The organism is Longimicrobium sp. (genome assembly GCA_036389135.1).
Lineage (GTDB): Bacteria > Gemmatimonadota > Gemmatimonadetes > Longimicrobiales > Longimicrobiaceae > Longimicrobium.
The window spans coordinates 51,402-68,986 of record DASVQP010000111.1 but is presented as its reverse complement, the minus strand read 5'-3'; the positions used below and the strand labels follow the sequence as shown (position 1 = coordinate 68,986).

The following is a 17,585-nucleotide window of genomic DNA, read 5'->3' as shown; positions in this document are numbered from 1 at the left end:
ATGCGCCGCATCCCCCTCACGCTCCTCCTGCTCCTCGCCTGCGCGCCGGCCGCCGGGGCGCAGGTGCCCGCCGACTCCACCCGCGCCGCCACGCGCGCCGTCAGTGCCGCGCGGGTGAGCGGGACGGTGCGCATCGACGGCAAGCTGGACGAGCCCGCGTGGGCCGCGGCCGGCGTCGCGGACGCGTTCACCGAGAGCTATCCCACACCACGAGCTCCGGCCCGCGAGCGTACCGAAGTCCGCATCCTGTTCGACGACGCGGCGGTGTACGTGGGGGTGCGGATGCACGACACGCGGCCGGACTCCATCGCGGCGCAGCTCGCGCGGCGCGACGCCAGCGGAATCTACTCGGACTGGGTGCACGTGATCCTCGATACCTATCACGACCGCCGCACCGGCTTCCGCTTCTCCGTTAACCCGCGTGGGGTGCAAAAGGACGTCTTCCACTTCGACGACACCAACGAGGACCTGAGCTGGGACGCCGTGTGGGAGGTGGCGACGCAGGTGGACTCGGCCGGGTGGGCGGCGGAGTACCGCATCCCGCTGTCGCAGCTTCGCTACGGCGCGCGCGAGCCGGCCAGCGGGCGCGTGTGGGGCGTGCAGGTGCAGCGCGACGTCGCCCGGCGCGAGGAGCGCACCTCCTGGTCGCCGTGGACGCAGAGCGACGGCGGCTTCGTGTCGCGCTTCGGCGACCTGGCGGGGCTGGAGGGACTGCGCACCCCGCGCCGCCTGGAGATCCAGCCGTACACCAGCGCCCGCATGGACCGCTCGCCCCAGGGGGACGCCGCGAATCCGTTCTATCGCGCCAACGACATGACCGCGTCCGCGGGCGTCGACGTCAAGTACGGGCTCCCTTCCGGCCTCACCCTCACCGCGACGGTCAATCCCGACTTCGGCCAGGTGGAGGTGGACCCGGCGGTGGTGAACCTGAGCGCGTTCGAGGTGCAGTTCCCGGAGCGCCGCCCCTTCTTCACCGAGGGCACGGACATCTTCCGGTTCGGGCATCCCACCAGCTCGTTCAACAACTACGGGTTCACGCAGCCCTTCTACTCGCGCCGCATCGGACGGCGGCCGCAGCGTTCGCTGGGAGGGCGGATCGGAGAGGACGAGGTGCTCTTCGCCGACGCGCCGGAGCAGACGACGATCGCCGCGGCGGCCAAGCTGAGCGGGCGCACGCGGGGCGGATGGTCGATCGGCATTCTGGACGCGGTCACCACCGGCGAGAGCGCCACCTTCCTGGGCCGGCGCGTGGTGGATGGCGACACGGTGCTGGGCGAGCGCTCGGCGCCCGTGGAGCCGCTCTCCAACTACTTCGCGGGGCGCGTGCGCCGCGACCTGCGCGGCGGGCAGAGCGTGGCGGGCGCCATGTTCACCTCCACCCACCGCGACCTGGGCGACGCGGCGCTGGGCGGCATGCTCCGCTCGTCGGCGTACATGGGCGGCGTGGACTTCGATCACTCCTGGGGGAAGCGCACCTGGGACCTGAACGGCTTCGTCTCGGGGAGCACGGTCGCGGGGGAGCGCGGGGTGATCGCGGCCGCGCAGAACGCATCGACCCGCTACTTCAACCGTCCCGATGCAGCCCACCTGCGGCTGGACAGCACCGCAACGCGGCTCGATGGGTACGCCGGCGCGCTGGCGCTCGCCAAAACGAGCGGCAAGCACTGGCTGGGCTCGCTCACCTTCCAGACGGTGAGCCCCGGCTTCGAGGTCAACGATGCCGGCTTCCAGACCCGCGCCGACTATCGCGCGCTGTCCACTTTCCTGATGTACCGCGAGACGCGTGCGGGGCGCCGCTTCCGCAACTACAACGCGTTCGCGTACAGCAACCACGCCGCCAACTTCGGCGGCGACGAGATCTTCGCATCGTACAACGTGGGCGGCAACGTGCAGCTCGCCAACTTCTGGTCGCTGGGCGGGCGGGTGGGCGCGAACCCGGAGTACTACAACGACCGGCTGACGCGCGGCGGTCCGCTGGCCAGCGTGCCCGCGCAGTGGAGCACGGGGCTGAACGTGCGCTCGGACAGCCGCAAGCGGGTGATCGGCGGGCTCAACCTGAGCTACCGCACCGACACCTCGGGCGAGTTCGACCGCGTGGTGGGGGTGACGCTGGACGCGCGGCCCAGCTCGGCGGTGCGCGTGCGGCTGGAGCCGCAGTGGATCAACGAAAAGGATACGGACCAGTTCATCCGATCCGTGCCCGACTCGCTGGCGCGCGCCACCTTTGGCCGCCGCTACGTCTTCGCGGACCTGGAGCAGACCACGGTGGCGGTGGGGACGCGCGTGGACTGGACCTTTACCCCGCGGCTGAGCCTGGAGCTGTTCGCGCAGCCCTTCTTCGTGCGCGGCGACTTCCGCGGCTACAAGGAGTTCGAGACGCCGGGCGAGTACCGCTTCCGCGTCTACGGTCGCGATGGGGGGACGGCGGTGCGCGACGACACCACCGGCGTCCTCACCCTGGACGCGGACGGCGCGGGCCCCTCCGCCCCGTTCCGCGTGGCGCGCGGCTTCGGCGAGCGCGACTTCTCGCTGCGCAGCCTGCGGGGCAACGCGGTGCTGCGCTGGGAGTACCGTCCGGGCTCGGTGCTCTTTTTCGTATGGCAGCAGGACCGCAGCGGGCTGGACTTCACGGGCGACTTCATGGACGCGCGCAACGACGGCTCCCTCCTGCGCGACCCCGCCCGCAACATTTTCCTGGTAAAGGCGACGTACTGGATCGGGAGCTGAGGGGTCTCACGCGAAGGTGACATTTGGATCGTGTGAGATGCACATAAATTGTGTCGAGACGGGATGAGGCTTCCGTTGTTACGGCACGCGCACAAAGGTGTTGACGGCGCCGGGGATCAGCCGGTTCGCCGACGTCACTCGCCCGTTCGCGTCGCGCGCGAAGGCGATGCGGATGATGACGCCGGCCGGCGACAGGTAGTCGAATTCGAAGAGCGACGGGCCGATCGGCTCCATGCGCAGCTCGCGGCCGGACGGCTCGATCAGCGCCAGCACCGAGTCGCGCGCGACGACGCGGACCGTACCGCCGCGCGGCCCACGGTAGTCGCCGACGTAGTCCGCCATGGAGCCCGCCGCGGCCGCCGTGAGGCGCGGGGTGAACTCCGCGTCGCGCGTGCTCTGCGCAAAGGTCACGCGCCACGCCGCGCCATCGCGCTCCAGCACCGTGACGAAGCGGTACGCGATCGAGACCAGCCCGGCGCTCTCGGTGGCGCGCGTCGTCGCGAGCGCTACGCCGGGAGCGACCAGCCGGACCGTCTCGTCGCTCCAGCCGAAGGTGGGTGGGGTGCTCGCCGCAAAGGCCGCCGCCTGCGCGATCGTCGCTGCCCGGTCGAACGTGCGCCCGCTGCTGAGCGTGAGCGAGAGCGGGTGCGCCGAATGCGCATGGAGGAACGCCGTGTCGCCGGTGGCCAGGGCACGCCACCAGCCGCGCTGCGTTTCCAGGACGCCGGAGAGGCCGGAGGGTGCGCTGTCGCGCGGCGTTGAACCGGCGGTCGCGCATGCGGCGATGCACAGCGACAGCAGCAGCGTGATCGTGCGGGGGAGTGCGAGCATGGTGTAGGGCGGTGGCGGGAAGGGCGGGCCAGTGGGTGTGGCGAGGTCCCGCATTCCGCGCGCCATCGTCACGGACCCGAAAGGCAGGTGGCGGCGGAGGAGGCAGGCACGGGCAGCCCCGCGGGGCGGCCCCTACGAGGCGGCGGCGCGGGGGGGAGTGCGGGCAGACACGAAGGTCGGCCCGTTCGGAATCGGGGCGTGGGGGCGGGGGCTACGGCTTGCGCATTTCGGCGGCGATGCGGTTTTCGAGGACGCCGGTGGTGTTGCACGCTACCATGGCGCCGCCAGAGACCTGCGGCGTCGCGGTGGCCTGCACACGGGTCTCCAGGCGGGTGGCGGTGCCGGCGGGCACGACCTGCGACGAGACGGTGAGCATCACCGAGTGCGTGTCCGCATTGGGGGCCGCCAGACCCTCGCCGCAGTTCAGCAGCCGCGACAGCCGCTCCCCCCCCAGCCGGCGGCTGACCCGCTTGGGTCCCGCGACCAGGGTCCGCTCCGCGTCCAGCGGCACCGCTCCCTCCAGCCCCACCGCGGCGAACGCCTGCGGAAGGCGGGCCCACGCTACCTCCGGCGAAACGAGGAGGTTGTCGGCGAGCGCAACGGGCGCGGCCATGCCGACGTGCACTTCCTTGGTGCCGCCCTGCGAATCGATGCGGAGCGTGGAGGGCGTGCCCGCGGTGACCACGGAGCTGCTGGAGCTGGCGCAGGCGCCCAGGAGAACGGAGGCTGCAAGAACGGCTCGTTTCATCGGGGTCTCCTCTGCACGGGGAAAGGTGGGTCGTGGCGGGGTCCTGCGGCGAGCCATCCTACAGGTGCCGCGATCCGAAAGTTCCACCGTCAGGGCCATGCCCCCCGAACCCTTTCCCACCGCCGTGCGAGCGGATACACTAACCGCTGGATTCGAGCGTTCCAAGCAACCCGTGGAGACGTGAGCGTGGACCCTCGCAAGCCCCTGAGCGTGGCCATCGTCGGAGGGGGGCCGGCGGGGCTCTACCTGGCGCTCCTGCTGCGCAAGGCCGATCCCGCGCGCCGCGTCACCGTCTTCGAGCGCAACCGCGCCGACGACACCTTCGGGTGGGGCGTCGTCTTCTCCGACCAGACGCTCGGCAACCTGCGCGAGGCCGATCCCGAGTCGTACCGCGAGATCGCCGACCACTTCGCGCACTGGGACGACATCGACATCCACTTCCGCGGCACCACCATCACCTCGGGCGGGCACGGCTTCTCCGGCATCGCCCGCGTCAAGCTCCTCCAGATCCTTCGCGACCGCGCCGCCGCACTCGGCGCCGAGCTCCGCTTCGAACAGGACGTCTCCGACGACGCTGGGCTGGAAGGCGTGGACCTGGTGGTCGCCGCGGACGGGGTGAACAGCCGGCTGCGCGCCAGGTACGCGGACGACTTCCGCCCCGACCTGGACGTGCGCTCGGCCCGCTTCGTGTGGCTGGGGACGACGAAGCTGTTCGACGCCTTCACCTTCATCTTCGCCGAGAACGAGCACGGCGTCTTCCAGGTGCACGCCTACCGCTACGACGACCGCAACTCCGCCTTCATCGTGGAGTGCGACGAGCAGTCGTGGCGCAATGCGGGCTTCGACGGGATGGACGAGGGAGCGACGGTGGCGGCGTGCGAGAGGATGTTCGCGCCGTGGCTGGACGGGCATGCTCTCCGCAGCAACGCGCCGCACCTGCGCTCGCCCTGGATCTCGTTCACGCGCGTCAGCAACGAGCGCTGGTTCACGATGGAGGGCGCTTCCGCCCCCGTGGCGCTGATCGGCGATGCGGCGCACACGGCTCACTTCTCCATCGGCTCGGGGACGAAGCTGGCGATGGAGGACGCCATCGCGCTCGCCCGCATCCTGGACGCGGAGCCCGACCTGGCGACGGCGCTGGCGAGCTACCAGGAGGAGCGGCGCACCGACGCCGTCCGGCTGCAGAACGCCGCGCGCAACTCCATGGAGTGGTTCGAGAACGTGCGCCGCTACGTGCACCTCGATCCGCCGCAGTTCGCGTACTCGCTCCTCACGCGCAGCCAGCGGGTGGGCCACGAGAGCCTGCGCCTGCGCGACCGTGCGTACCTGGAGGGGGTGGAGCGATGGTTCGCCTCGCGCGCCGAGGAGCGCGAGCCGCCGGCGCCCATCCCCCCGATGTTCACGCCCTTCCGGCTGCGCGGGATGATGCTGCACAACCGCGTCGTCGTCGCGCCGATGGACATGTACTCGGCGGAGGAGGGCACGCCCAACGACTTCCACCTGGTGCACCTGGGCGCCCGCGCGCTGGGCGGCGCCGCGCTGGTCTTCACCGAGATGGCGTGCGTCTCCCCCGAGGCGCGCATCACCCTCGGCTGCACGGGGATGTACGCGGACGAGCACCTCGCCGCGTGGACGCGCATCGTGCGCTTCGTGCACGAGCGGACGCCCGCCAAGATCTGCCTGCAGCTCGGCCATTCAGGGCGCAAGGGCTCCACGCGGCTGATGTGGGAGGGGATGGACCAGCCGCTGGAGGAGGGCGGATGGGAGGTCCTCGGCCCCTCCCCGGAGCCGTGGGCCCCCGGCAACCCCGTCCCCCGCCCGATGACGCGCGCCGAGATGGACCGCGTGCGCGACGAGTTCGTGCGCGCCACCGAGATGGCGGCGGCGGCGGGGTTCGACATGGTGGAGCTGCACTGCGCGCACGGCTACCTCCTCTCCTCCTTCATCACCCCCCTCAGCAACATGCGCACGGACGAGTACGGCGGCTCGCTGGAGAACCGCCTGCGCTATCCGCTGGAGGTCTTCGCCGCCATGCGCGCCGCGTGGCCCCAGGAGCGCCCGATGTCGGTGCGCATCTCCGCGAGCGACTGGGTGGAGGAGGGGATGGGGTGCGGCGACTCGGTGGAGGTGGCGCGCGCCTTCCACGCGGCCGGCGCGGACGTGATCCACGTCTCCGCCGGCCAGACCTCGCCGGGCGCCAGGCCGGTGTACGGGCGCATGTTCCAGACGCCGTTCAGCGACCGCATCCGCAACGAGGCGCGCGTGCCGACGATCGCGGTGGGCAACATCACCGAGGCGGACCAGGTGAACGGGATCATCGCCGCCGGCCGCGCGGACCTGTGCGCCCTCGCCCGGCCGCACCTGACCGACCCGCACTGGACGATCCACGCCGCCGCCGAGCTGGGCTATGCGGACCAGTGGTGGCCCGTGCAGTACGGCAGCGGGCGCCAGCAGCTGGAGCGGCAGGTGCAGCGCAAGGCGGAGCTGGCGGGGGGCGGGATCTGATGGGCGCCGGCGGCCGCCGATGACCGCCTACCTCGCGGGCAAGCACGCCATCGTCACCGGCGGCGGGCGCGGCATCGGCGCGGCGATCGCGGAGGAGCTGGCGCGGCGCGGCGCCGATCTCACGCTGATGAGCCGCGACCTGGCGCGCGTGGAGGCGCACGCGGCCATCCTGCGCGACCGCCACGGAGTGCGCGTGCAGTCGCTCGCATGCGACGTGGCGGAGGAGGATTCGGTGCGCGACGCTTTCGCCCGCGCGCGCGGCGAGCTGGGAGATGCGGCGATCCTGGTCAACAACGCGGGCCAGTCCGCCGCCAGCCCGTTCGCCGAAACGCCGCGCGAGGTGTGGGACCGGATGCTGGCGGTGAACCTGACGGGCACCTTTCTCTGCACCCGCGAGGTGATCCCGGCGATGACGGCGGCGCGCTGGGGGCGGGTGGTGAACGTGGCGTCGACGGCGGGGCTGCGCGGCTACCCCAAGACGGCGGCGTACACCGCGGCAAAGCACGGGGTCGTGGGCCTCACGCGCGCCCTCGCGCTGGAGACGGCGAAGCTGGGGATCACCGTCAACGCCGTCTGCCCCGGCTACACCGACACGGACATGGCCGCCGCCGCCGTCGGCAACCTGGTGCGCGAGCTGGGCAAGACGGAGGAGGAGGCGCGGAAGATGATCACCCGCGTCAACCCGATGGGCCGCCTGATCGACCCCGCCGAGGTCGCCGCCGCGGTCGGATGGCTCTGCTCCCCCGCGGCGTCGGGGGTTACGGGGCAGGCGCTGGCGGTGGCGGGGGGGGAGGTGTAGGGGCGCCGGCTGAGCACCGGGGGCTGAAGCCCCCGGCTGGAACTACGGGAAGGCGGCTGAAGCCGGCTCGAGCAACGCGATATCGGACCCCGAGTCCGCGCAGGCGGACTTTGTGCGGTTGTTGCCGCGAGTTTACTCGCCCCAGCTAGCCCAGCGGCCCCAGCAGTCCATTACCCACCGACCATCACCGCAACCGGCACCAGACCGATGAACACCAAGATTCTCGCGGCTGACCTCAAGCCGACCTCGTTCCGCTGGGAGGTGGAGGGGCCGGTCGCAACGGTGACGCTCTCGCGGCCGGAGCGAAAGAACCCGCTCACCTTTGAGAGCTACGCCGAGCTGCGCGACACCTTTCGGCAGCTCCAGTTCGCCACGGACGTGAAGGTGGTGGTGCTCACGGGCGACGGGGGCAACTTCTGCTCGGGCGGCGACGTGCACGAGATCATCGGGCCGCTGGTGGGGATGCGCGAGCGGAAGGAGATGGACGAGCTGCTCGCCTTCACCCGCATGACCGGCGACCTGGTGAAGTCCATCCGCGGCTGCCCGCAGCCCGTGATCGCTGCCATCGACGGGGCGTGCGTGGGGGCGGGGGCCATCCTGGCGATGTCCAGCGACCTGCGGCTGGGCACGGCGCGCAGCAAGGTGGCGTTCCTCTTCACGAAGGTGGGCCTTTCCGGCGCGGACATGGGCGCGTGCGCGATGCTCCCGCGCATCATCGGCCAGGGGCGCGCGTCCGAGCTTCTCTTCACGGGGCGCACGATGGGCGGCGAGGAGGCCGAGCGCTGGGGCTTCTACAACCGCCTGGTGGAGCCGGATGCCTTGCAGGAAGAGGCGCGCAAGCTGGCGTCCGACCTCGCCGCCGGGCCGACGTTTGCGCACTTCATGACCAAGAAGTGCCTCCACCAGGAATGGGCGATGGGCGTGGACGAGGCGATCGAGGCCGAGGCCCAGGCGCAGGCCATCTGCATGCAGACGGAGGACTTCGCGCGCGCCTACCACGCCTTCGCGGCCAAGGAGCGGCCCGTGTTCCAGGGCAACTGACGTGCGGAACCGCAACTGCATGGCTCACGCAGAGACACAGAGACACGGAGAGAGCACTTCTATTTCTTCCTCCGTGTCTCTGTGTCTCTGTGTGAGATTGTCTTTTCGGCGCGTGCATCACGGCGCCGATGCCTGACCGCACCTTTCTGTCGTGGCCGTTTTTCGACGACGGCCACCGGCGGCTCGCGGCGGAACTGGATGCGTGGATCCCGGGTGAGATCGCGCCGCTGGCGGATGCGCACGCGGACGTGGATGCGACGTGCCGCGAGCTGGTGCGGCGGCTGGCGGCGGGCGGGTGGCTGCGCTACGCGATTCCGGCTGCGCAGGGCGGTGCGCACGCGCGGCTGGAGGTGCGCTCCCTCTGCGTGATCCGCGAGCTCCTGGCGCACGCGTCCGGGTTGGCCGACTTTGCGTTCGCCATGCAGGGGCTCGGCGCGGGGCCCATCTCGCTCTTTGGCAGCGATGAGCAGCGTGCGCGCTGGCTTCCGGCCGTCGCGGCGGGGGAGGCGGTGATGGCGTTCGCGCTCTCGGAGCCGGATGCGGGCTCCGACGTCGGCGCGATGACGACGGCGGCGCGGCGGGCGGACGGCGGTTACGTGATCGACGGGCGCAAGACGTGGATCTCAAACGCCGGCATCGCGGACCGCTACACCGTCTTCACGCGCTTTCCCGAGGCTGGCGAGCGCGGATTCGCCGCGTTCGTGGTGGATGCGGACAACCCAGGCCTGCGCGTGTCCGAGCGCATCGACGTCACCGCGCCGCACCCGCTCGGCACCGTGGACTTCGACGGGTGCCGGGTGGGCGCCGACGCGCTGCTCGGCGAGGCGGGGGGCGGGATGAAGGTGGCGCTGGGCACGCTGGACATCTTTCGATCGACGGTGGGGGCCGCGGCGCTGGGCTTCGCGCGGCGGGCGCTGGACGAGGCGGTGGCGTTCACCACGAAGCGGCAGGCGTTCGGCAGCGTGCTCAGCGAGCACCAGCTGACGCGCGCGGCGCTCGCCGAGATGGCCGTCGCCGTGGACACCAGCGCGCTGCTCGTGTACCGTGCGGCATGGACGCGCGACGGCGGCGCCCCGCGCGTCACCCGCGAGGCCGCCATGGCGAAGCTGCACGCCACCGAATCCGCCCAGCAGGTGATCGACCGCGCCGTCCAGCTGCTCGGCGCGCGCGGCGTCGTGGCGGGGAGCGTGGTGGAAATGCTGTATCGCGAGGTGCGCGCCCTCCGCATCTACGAGGGCACGTCCGAGATCCAGAAGCTCGTCATCGCCGGCCAGCTCCTCGCCGGCTGAGACTACACGGGTCCGTCGTAGGGGCGCGATGGATCGCGCCCCTACCAACTGCCACCCGAGGGCTGCCCATGCTCCAGGCCATCGTGCATCCCGAACCCGCCCCCACGGCGCACGCGGACACCTTTGCGCGCGACCATCTTCCGCCGCGTGAGCTGTGGCCGGAGATCGACCTCTCCGGCGTGCCCGCGCTGGCGGGGCGGGCGCGGATCAACGCCGCCGCGGAGCTGGTGGATGCGCGCGTCGCCGCGGGTGATGGCGACCGGACGGCGCTCGTCTTTGCCGGCGGGCGCTGGACGTACGCGGAGCTGATGGAGAAGGCGAATCGCATCGCCGGGGTGCTGCGCGACGAGCTGGGTCTGGTGCCCGGCAACCGCGTGCTGCTGCGCGGCTTCAACTCGCCGATGACGGCCGCCGCGTGGTTCGGCGTGCTCAAGGCGGGCGGCATCGTCGTCGCCACCATGCCCCTGCTGCGCTCCCGCGAGATCACGATGCTGCTGGACCGCGCCCGCATCCGCTTCGCCTTCTGCGATGCGCGCTTGATGGATGAGATGCCGGCGCACGCGCCGCCGCTGGAGCGCACGGTCGTGTTCGGCGCGGAGGGGGATGACTCGCTGGAGGCGCGGATGGCGCGGCAGCCGGCGACGTTCGCGAACGTGGAGACGTCGGCGGAGGACGTGGCGCTCCTCGCCTTCACCTCGGGGACGACGGGGCAGCCCAAGGGGGCGATGCACTTCCACCGCGACCTCCTGGCCTCGGCGGACACCTTTTCCGCGCACGTGCTCCGTCCTGGGCCGGACGACCTCTTCTGCGGGTCGCCGCCGCTGGCGTTCACCTTTGGGCTGGGCGGCTACCTCCTTTTCCCCATGCGCGCGGGCGCGGCGACGCTGCTGCTGGAGCAGGCCGCGCCGCCGCAGCTTCTGCAGGGGATCCAGGACCATCGCGCCACCATCGTCTTCACCGCGCCCACGGCGTACCGCGCGATGTCTGGGCTGGTCAGGGACTTCGACATCTCCTCGCTGAAGAAGTGCGTCTCGGCGGGCGAGACGCTCCCTCTGGCGACGTTCGAGGCGTGGCGCGAGGCGACGGGGCTGCGCATCATCGACGGCATCGGCTCCACCGAGATGCTGCACATCTTCATCAGCGCGGCGGACGACGACATCCGGCCGGGCTCGACGGGTCGGCCGGTGCCGGGCTACAGCGCCACGCTGCTGGGCGATGATGGCCAGCCCGTCGCGCCGGGCGAGCTGGGGCGGCTGGCGGTGCGCGGGCCAACCGGGTGCCGCTACCTGGATGACGACGAGCGGCAGGCGAAGTACGTGGAGAACGGCTGGAACATCACCGGCGACGCGTACAAGATGGACGAGGACGGCTACTTCTGGTTCCAGGCGCGCAACGACGACATGATCATCTCCTCCGGCTACAACATCGCCGGTCCAGAGGTGGAGAACGCGCTCCTGGAGCACCCCTCCGTGCTGGAGTGCGCCTGCGTCGCCGCGCCGGACGAGGAGCGAGGGCACGTGGTGAAAGCCTTCGTCGTCCTCCGCGACGGCTGCGCGCCGGGCGACGAGACGGCAAAGGCCCTCCAGGAGTTCGTCAAGCAGCAGATCGCGCCCTACAAGTATCCGCGCCGCGTGGAGTTCGTCGACTCGCTCCCACGCACCGCCACAGGCAAGCTCCAGCGTTTCCGCCTGCGCAATCCGGCGCCGTAGGCGTCACACAGAGGACACGGAGGGGAACTGAAAGCCGCGGAGAACCCCTGCGGCAGTTCTTTCCTCACCCCCTCTGTGTCTCTGTGTGAGGCCGCAGTTTCCCTTCTTGACCGCGAACCGAAATTGATCGACATCCTCCAGCCTGACGGGTGGGCGAAGCCACGCGGCTACGCGAACGGCACCGCTGCATCGGGGCGCGTCGTGTTTACGGCGGGACAGATCGGGTGGAATCCCCGCACCTTCGAGTTCGAAACGGACGACTTCGCCGCGCAGGTGGGGCAGGCGCTGCGCAACGTCGCCGCCGTGCTCGCCGAGGCGGGGGCGCGGCCGGAGCACGTCACGCGCCTCACCTGGTACGTCACCGACCGCGACGCTTACCTCTCCGCCGGCCGCGCGCTGGGCGATGCGTACCGCGAGGTGTTCGGCCGCCACTACCCGGCGATGGCGGTCGTCGTCGTCGCGGCCCTGCTGGAGGCGCGTGCGCTGGTCGAGATCGAGGCGACCGCCGTGGTGCCGGAGTAGGCATCCACCCGGCACCGGAGGACCCGGAGGGCGTCGTACACTGATCAGATGTTTATGGCGTGATGCGGGATTTGATGCGTAGCGACGGTTTAATGGCGTGAGCCTGACTTTCGCGCTCGCCATCACCATCGACTTGTCAGACGGGGATCACATGCGTCCACTCTGCATCGCGGTTGCCGGGCTGCTCCTGCTGGGCTGCGACGGGCGTCCCGCGCTCACGGACACGGCCGCGATGGGGGAGCTCGGCCGGTTCAGGATTGGGATGCGCCTTGCGGAGGCCAGGCGCATCGCGAAGGAGCGGGTGCCTCGCGAGGAGTGGATCTCGTGCAAGTCCTACCCTGACTACAAGTACTGCAGCCAGCTGCGATTGTCGGTGGACAGCGAAAGGGCGTACGGCCTCGTGTTTCAGAACGATACCTTGCGTGCGATGTCGTGGACGCGCCATGAAGATTTCGAGACGCTCCGCCGGCGGTACGCACATTTCGGCGAGCCCCAGCGGGTGCATAGCGGACGCGCACCGAGGCCGCTCGACATCTTCGCCGAGTGGGTCAGTGCCGACTCCATGACGATCCGCGGTGTCGTTTGCCACGACGGGAGAAGCAATCCGGTCTGTAAGATCACGGCTGCCCAGACAACGCCCGCGCAGGTCCGTCAACGCGCTGCGGCGTACCAGCGGCCCTGAGGAGATCAGCGCGACCGATCGGGAGATGTTCGGGGATGGTTCCCGTCGGTGAACGCGTTATGCGGGTGGCGAGGTCGAGGGTTACACGAAGCGACGCGGGCGGCGGAGCGGCGGAGGGCACGGGCGCGATGAATCGCGCCCCTACGGGTCGTGGCGGGCGAGGCGGGTGTAGAGGGTGAGGGCGCCGAAGGTGAGCAGGCCGAAGAGCACGAAGTAGACGGGGCGCGTGAGGGGGAGGTACGACCGCGCCCACACGCACGCCTCCGATGCCGCACGCCCCTCGGCGGGGGGCGTGCGGCACTTCAGCGCTACCTCCACCTCCGGGGCGGCGAGCCCCATCGCGACAGCGAGCGAGATCCTGAGAAGGAGGCTCTTCATCCTTTTACCTTGTAAAGGTTCGTGGACACCCGCGCAAGCTCCGGGGGATCAGGTTGACAGCGGGCGCACGCCGCCGATAGCGTAGCAGCCATGCCACACAACGCGCCGCGACATCCCCACAGCTGAGATCTCCATGCGCCTCCATCGCCTGATCGGCTCCGCCCTGCTGGCCCTCGCGCTCACGTCCTCGATCGCCTCGGCGCAGCGCGCGCCGCTGGACTCCGCGCGCATCTCCGCGCTCAAGGACGAGATCGCGCGCGAGATCGACGGGATGCACACCTTTACGCAGCAGATGGTCGACCAGGTCTTCTCGTACGGGGAGCTTGGCTTCCAGGAGAGCGAGAGCTCGCGCTATCTGGTGGGCATCCTGCGGCGCAACGGCTTCACGGTGCAGGAGGGGATCGCGGGGATCCCCACCGCGTGGATGGCCACGTGGGGATCGGAGAAGCCCGTCATCGCGCTCGGCTCGGACCTGGACGGCATCCCGCAGGCGTCGCAGAAGCCGGGCGTGGCCTATCGCGACCCGCTGGTGGAGGGCGCGCCCGGCCACGGTGAGGGGCACAACTCCGGGCTCCCCGTGGTCATCACCGCCGCCATCGCCACCAAGAAGGTGATGCAGCGCGAGGGGATCGGCGGCACCATCCGCATCTGGCCGGGGGTGGCGGAGGAGCTGGTGGCGGCCAAGGCGTGGTTCGTACGCGCCGGCTTCTTTCGTGACGTGGACGTCACCATCTTCACCCACGTGGGGAGCAACCTCAACGTCTCGTACGGCCCGTCGGACGGCACGGGGTTGGTGAGCGTGCTGTACCGCTTCCAGGGCGAGACGGCGCACTCCGCGGGGGCGCCGTGGCGGGGGCGCAGCGCGCTGGACGCGGTGGAGCTGATGAACGCGGGGTGGAACTACCGGCGCGAGCACCTTCGCCTGCCGCACCGCTCGCATTACGTGATCACCGAGGGCGGCGACCAGCCCAACGTGGTGCCGCGCACGGCCGCCGTGTGGTACTACTTCCGCGAGGTGGAGCACCCGCGCATCAAGGAGCTGTGGGAGATCGGCAACCAGATCGCGCGGGGCGCCACGATGATGACGGGCACCACGCTCGACACGATGCAGGTGCTGGGCGCCGCCTGGCCGCGCCACTTCAACCGTCCCGTGGCGATGGCGATGTACGACAACATCCGCCGCGTGGGCCTTCCGCGCTGGGACGAGGCCGACCAGACGCTCGCCCGCGCCGTCCAGAAGGAGCTGGGCAACGAGCGGACGCCCGGCCTCGACACCGCGCTCGCCAAGATCGACAGCGGCGTGCCGCCCGAGCAGAACCGCGGCGGCGGGTCGGACGACATCGGCGACATCTCGTGGGTGGTGCCGACCATCACGCTTCGCTACCCGAGCAACATTCCCAACCTGCCGGGGCACAACTGGTCGAGCGCGATCGCCATGGCCACGCCCATCGCGCACAAGGGCGCCACCGCCGGCGCCAAGGCCACGGCGATGACGCTGCTGGACCTGGTGACCAGGCCGGCGCTGGTGGACAGCGCGTGGAGCTACTTCCGTAACGTGCAGACCAAGGATGTGAAGTACGAGCCGCTGATCCGCCCGGGCGACCAGCCGCCCGTGTACATGAATGCCCAGGTGATGCAGCGCTACCGGCCCGAGATGCGGCGCTTCTACTACGATCCCACGCGCTACCGCACCTACCTGGAGCAGCTCGGCATCAAGTACCCGACCGTCCGCGCCCCCGAAGCGCCGAAGCCCTGAACGGTAGGGGCACCCCCGTGTGGATGCCCGTGCCCTGCCCCGCGACGAAGTCCTGCGCGCTCCCCGTGGTTCGTCCCTGCGGATGGCACGGGCAGCCACGTGGGGCTGCCCCTACGTCGATGACGTGGATCGTTCCAAAGGACTGATGAAGCGCCGCACTTTCCTCCAGACGAGCGCGTCCCTGCTGGTCTTCCGCGACGGGGGCGTGTGGGCGGCGCCCCGGTTCCAGGCCACGCGCGTGCTGCGGGGCGCCGTGCTGTATGACGGAACGGGCGCGGCGCCGCGGGAGGCGGACGTGGCGCTCGCGGGCGACCGCATCATCGGCGTGGGGGCGCGGCTGCAGGTGGGGCGCGTGCCCGAAACGGATCTGCGCGGGCTGGCGCTGGCGCCGGGGTTCGTGGACATCCACTCGCACACCGACCTCAACCTGCTGGTCAACCCGCGCGCCGAGAGCAAGGTGCGGCAGGGCGTGACCACCGAGGTGACGGGCCAGGACGGCGGCTCCATCGGCCCCTGGAGCGACGCCGAGTACCAGGAGATGCGCGCGGATTACAGGGAGCGCCTTAGCATCGATCTCCCTTTCCGCGACATCGCCGGCTTCTTTCGCTGGATGGACACCGAGGGCGCGGCGGTGCACGTGGCGAGCATGATCGGCCACGGGACGATCCGCGCCCGCGTCGTGGGCCAGCAGGATCGCCCCGCCACCGACGCCGAGCTGCAGCGGATGAAGGAGGAGGTGCGGAGCGCCGTGGCGGCCGGCGCGTGCGGGTTCTCCAGCGGGCTGGAGTACACGCCCGGCGCTTTCGGGAGCACCGCGGAGCTGGCCGAGCTCTCCACCGCGGTGGTGGGCACCGGCCTGCCGTACGCATCGCACATGCGCAACGAGGACGACCGGCTCTTCGCCGCCGTCGAGGAGGCGATCCAGGTGGGGCGGCTCGCCGGCGTGCCGGTGGAGATCTCGCACCTCAAGGCGCAGGGGAAGCGCAACGGGTGGAAGGCGGCGGCCGTCCTGCAGGCGATCGAGCAGGCGCGCGCGGCGGGGGTGGACGTGGCCTTCAACGTGTACCCGTACGTCGCCTACAGCACGGGGCTGGCGAACCTCTTCCCCGTGTCCGCGCGCAACGGCGGGACGGACGCGTTCCTGGCCCGCCTCCGCGATCCGGTGCAGCGCGCGCCGCTGGAGGTGGCGGTGCGCGCCAAGATCGAACAGCTCGGGAGCTGGGATGCGGTGCAGGTGACCTCCACCGGCTCCGATGCGCTCGCCTGGGCGCGCGGGCGCAAGCTGGGCGAGCTGGCCGCCGAGCGGCGCATCGAGCCGTTCGCGCTCCTGCTGCAGCTCGTGACGGAGGACCGCAACCGTGCAGGGATGGTGGGCTTTGGAATGCGTGAGGAGGACGTGGAGCGCATCCTCGCGCACCCGCTTGCGGCGGTGTGCTCGGATGGCGGGGCGTGGGCGCCGTACGGGCCGCTCTCCACCGGCGTGCCTCACCCGCGCACCTACGGCACCTTTCCGCGCGTGCTCGGCCGCTACGTGCGCGAGCGAAAGGTGCTCCCGCTGGAGGCCGCCATCCACCGCATGACGGTGCTTCCGGCGCGGCGCGTGGGGCTGCACGACCGCGGCACCGTCGCCCCGGGCATGCGCGCGGACCTGGTCGCCTTCGACCCGGACACCGTCGCCGACCGCGCCACATTCGAGCGCCCGCACCAGTACCCGGTCGGCATCCCGCACGTGTGGGTGAACGGCGCCCCCGTCATCCGCCACGGCGAGCACACCGGCGCCCGGCCCGGCCGCAGCGCTCGCCCGGTCCGGCGCTGATCGCTACGGCAACGGCGAGTCTCACGCGGCGGGGTCCACCACCCGAACGCGCGCCGTCTCGTCCTGCTTGGGAGTGAAGCGTAGCTCGACGTCCAAATCCAGGCGCGTCAGGAGGCGGAGGAGGGTGTCGATGGAGAAACGGTCCAGCCTGCCGCGGCGCAGGTCCGAGATGCGCGGCTGAGTGGTGCGGAGCAGACGTGCGGCTTCCGCTTGCGTCAGTCCGCGCTCCTCGACACGATGGATGATCGCAATCGCCAGGTCAGCCTTCGCCAGCAGTTCGTCGGCGTCAGCCAGCCCTAGATCCGCGAAGACGTTCGCGCTGCCCTCGGTGATGCGGATGTCGTCGTTCATCATTCCCTCGCGCCTGCGATTCAGGTTCTGCGCCTACCTGCCTCGTGCATCCGCCGGGCGGCCTCAAGCCGGGCACGGACCAGATCCATCTCGTGCTTCGGGGTGCCGATGCCATGCTTGCTCTTCTTCTGGAACACGTGCAGGACGTACACTGCGCTCCCCAACCTCACCGTGTAGACGGCCCGCTAGGTGTCGCCCGCATGGTCCTCCACCACCTCCAGCACGCCTGCTGCGTGAAAGCCATGGAGCGGTTTCGCGTCCGGGTGCTTCCCGCCGTCCTGTGCCATGCGGAGCGCGAATCCAATTGCGCGCTTCACAAGCGTCGGCAGGGCACTCAGATCCCCCAGCGATGACCCCACCCAGCGGATCGGCTTCGGCGGCCGCTTCGCCGGGGAATATATACGTACTGGCATTTGCCACAAGTAGCAGCG

General features: G+C 70.8%; 14 protein-coding genes and 1 pseudogene. 10 read left to right on the top strand and 5 right to left on the bottom strand.

Translation table 11 applies throughout. The features are described from left to right. Window positions 1-2,727 (top strand): DUF5916 domain-containing protein, encoded by a 2,727-nt coding sequence (locus VF584_22905; protein ID HEX8213043.1) that lies wholly within the window; start codon window positions 1-3, stop codon window positions 2,725-2,727. 78 nt (window positions 2,728-2,805) lie between these two features. Here the strand turns inward: VF584_22905 and VF584_22900 are convergent, their stop codons facing one another. Next, window positions 2,806-3,558, bottom strand: coding sequence for a DUF4440 domain-containing protein (locus VF584_22900; protein ID HEX8213042.1), 753 nt, complete (start codon window positions 3,556-3,558; stop codon window positions 2,806-2,808). 211 nt (window positions 3,559-3,769) lie between these two features. After that, complete coding sequence (locus tag VF584_22895; protein ID HEX8213041.1) at window positions 3,770-4,306, bottom strand: hypothetical protein; 537 nt, start codon at window positions 4,304-4,306, stop codon at window positions 3,770-3,772. Window positions 4,307-4,492: 186 nt separating this feature from the next. Here VF584_22895 and VF584_22890 point away from each other — a divergent pair, with 186 nt between their 5' ends. From VF584_22890 to VF584_22860, 7 genes are all read left to right on the top strand, one after another. Then, the gene (locus VF584_22890) at window positions 4,493-6,811 is read left to right on the top strand and encodes a bifunctional salicylyl-CoA 5-hydroxylase/oxidoreductase (GenBank protein HEX8213040.1); all 2,319 of its coding nucleotides are present in this window, start codon (window positions 4,493-4,495) and stop codon (window positions 6,809-6,811) included. Window positions 6,812-6,830: 19 nt separating this feature from the next. Then, the gene (locus tag VF584_22885) at window positions 6,831-7,610 is read left to right on the top strand and encodes an SDR family NAD(P)-dependent oxidoreductase (protein HEX8213039.1); all 780 of its coding nucleotides are present in this window, start codon (window positions 6,831-6,833) and stop codon (window positions 7,608-7,610) included. Window positions 7,611-7,817: 207 nt separating this feature from the next. Beyond that, window positions 7,818-8,651 carry an enoyl-CoA hydratase family protein gene (locus VF584_22880; protein ID HEX8213038.1) on the top strand — a complete coding sequence of 278 codons (834 nt, stop codon included), beginning with the start codon at window positions 7,818-7,820 and terminating at the stop codon, window positions 8,649-8,651. A gap of 128 nt (window positions 8,652-8,779) precedes the next feature. Beyond that, entirely contained in the window at window positions 8,780-9,940 is a 1,161-nt protein-coding gene (locus VF584_22875; GenBank protein HEX8213037.1) for an acyl-CoA dehydrogenase family protein, read from the top strand. A 68-nt stretch (window positions 9,941-10,008) separates the two neighbouring features. Continuing rightward, window positions 10,009-11,649 carry a benzoate-CoA ligase family protein gene (locus VF584_22870; protein HEX8213036.1) on the top strand — a complete coding sequence of 547 codons (1,641 nt, stop codon included), beginning with the start codon at window positions 10,009-10,011 and terminating at the stop codon, window positions 11,647-11,649. Between the two features lie 123 nt (window positions 11,650-11,772). After that, entirely contained in the window at window positions 11,773-12,171 is a 399-nt protein-coding gene (locus VF584_22865; GenBank protein ID HEX8213035.1) for a RidA family protein, read from the top strand. Window positions 12,172-12,268: 97 nt separating this feature from the next. Next, complete coding sequence (locus VF584_22860; GenBank protein HEX8213034.1) at window positions 12,269-12,853, top strand: hypothetical protein; 585 nt, start codon at window positions 12,269-12,271, stop codon at window positions 12,851-12,853. A 141-nt stretch (window positions 12,854-12,994) separates the two neighbouring features. On the opposite strand, the gene VF584_22855 is transcribed toward VF584_22860, so the two are convergent. Continuing rightward, a complete protein-coding gene (locus VF584_22855) occupies window positions 12,995-13,231 on the bottom strand; it encodes a hypothetical protein (GenBank protein ID HEX8213033.1) in 237 nt (78 codons plus the stop codon). A 133-nt stretch (window positions 13,232-13,364) separates the two neighbouring features. Between VF584_22855 and VF584_22850 the strand changes: the two genes are divergently transcribed. Both VF584_22850 and VF584_22845 read left to right on the top strand, forming a co-directional pair. Further along, window positions 13,365-14,987, top strand: a complete 1,623-nt coding sequence (locus VF584_22850; GenBank protein HEX8213032.1) for a peptidase dimerization domain-containing protein — start codon at window positions 13,365-13,367, stop codon at window positions 14,985-14,987. Between the two features lie 145 nt (window positions 14,988-15,132). Then, window positions 15,133-16,803, top strand: coding sequence for a D-aminoacylase (locus tag VF584_22845; protein HEX8213031.1), 1,671 nt, complete (start codon window positions 15,133-15,135; stop codon window positions 16,801-16,803). 21 nt (window positions 16,804-16,824) lie between these two features. Here the strand turns inward: VF584_22845 and VF584_22840 are convergent, their stop codons facing one another. Both VF584_22840 and VF584_22835 read right to left on the bottom strand, forming a co-directional pair. Next, on the bottom strand, window positions 16,825-17,154 hold the full coding sequence (locus VF584_22840) for a helix-turn-helix transcriptional regulator (protein ID HEX8213030.1): 330 nt from the start codon (window positions 17,152-17,154) through the stop codon (window positions 16,825-16,827). Between the two features lie 20 nt (window positions 17,155-17,174). Continuing rightward, window positions 17,175-17,567, bottom strand: a pseudogene (locus tag VF584_22835) (type II toxin-antitoxin system RelE/ParE family toxin). Between the last annotated feature and the right edge of the window lie 18 nt (window positions 17,568-17,585).

Excerpts from the sequence above, each read along its gene's own strand:
- VF584_22905 (HEX8213043.1), top strand. The coding sequence starts at position 1 with ATGCGCCGCATCCCCCTCACGCTCCTCCTGCTCCTCGCCTGCGCGCCG.
- VF584_22900 (HEX8213042.1), bottom strand. The coding sequence starts at position 3,558 with ATGCTCGCACTCCCCCGCACGATCACGCTGCTGCTGTCGCTGTGCATC.
- VF584_22895 (HEX8213041.1), bottom strand. The coding sequence starts at position 4,306 with ATGAAACGAGCCGTTCTTGCAGCCTCCGTTCTCCTGGGCGCCTGCGCC.
- VF584_22885 (HEX8213039.1), top strand. The coding sequence starts at position 6,831 with ATGACCGCCTACCTCGCGGGCAAGCACGCCATCGTCACCGGCGGCGGG.
- VF584_22880 (HEX8213038.1), top strand. The coding sequence starts at position 7,818 with ATGAACACCAAGATTCTCGCGGCTGACCTCAAGCCGACCTCGTTCCGC.
- VF584_22875 (HEX8213037.1), top strand. The coding sequence starts at position 8,780 with ATGCCTGACCGCACCTTTCTGTCGTGGCCGTTTTTCGACGACGGCCAC.
- VF584_22870 (HEX8213036.1), top strand. The coding sequence starts at position 10,009 with ATGCTCCAGGCCATCGTGCATCCCGAACCCGCCCCCACGGCGCACGCG.
- VF584_22855 (HEX8213033.1), bottom strand. The coding sequence starts at position 13,231 with ATGAAGAGCCTCCTTCTCAGGATCTCGCTCGCTGTCGCGATGGGGCTC.
- VF584_22850 (HEX8213032.1), top strand. The coding sequence starts at position 13,365 with ATGCGCCTCCATCGCCTGATCGGCTCCGCCCTGCTGGCCCTCGCGCTC.
- VF584_22845 (HEX8213031.1), top strand. The coding sequence starts at position 15,133 with ATGAAGCGCCGCACTTTCCTCCAGACGAGCGCGTCCCTGCTGGTCTTC.
- VF584_22840 (HEX8213030.1), bottom strand. The coding sequence starts at position 17,154 with ATGAACGACGACATCCGCATCACCGAGGGCAGCGCGAACGTCTTCGCG.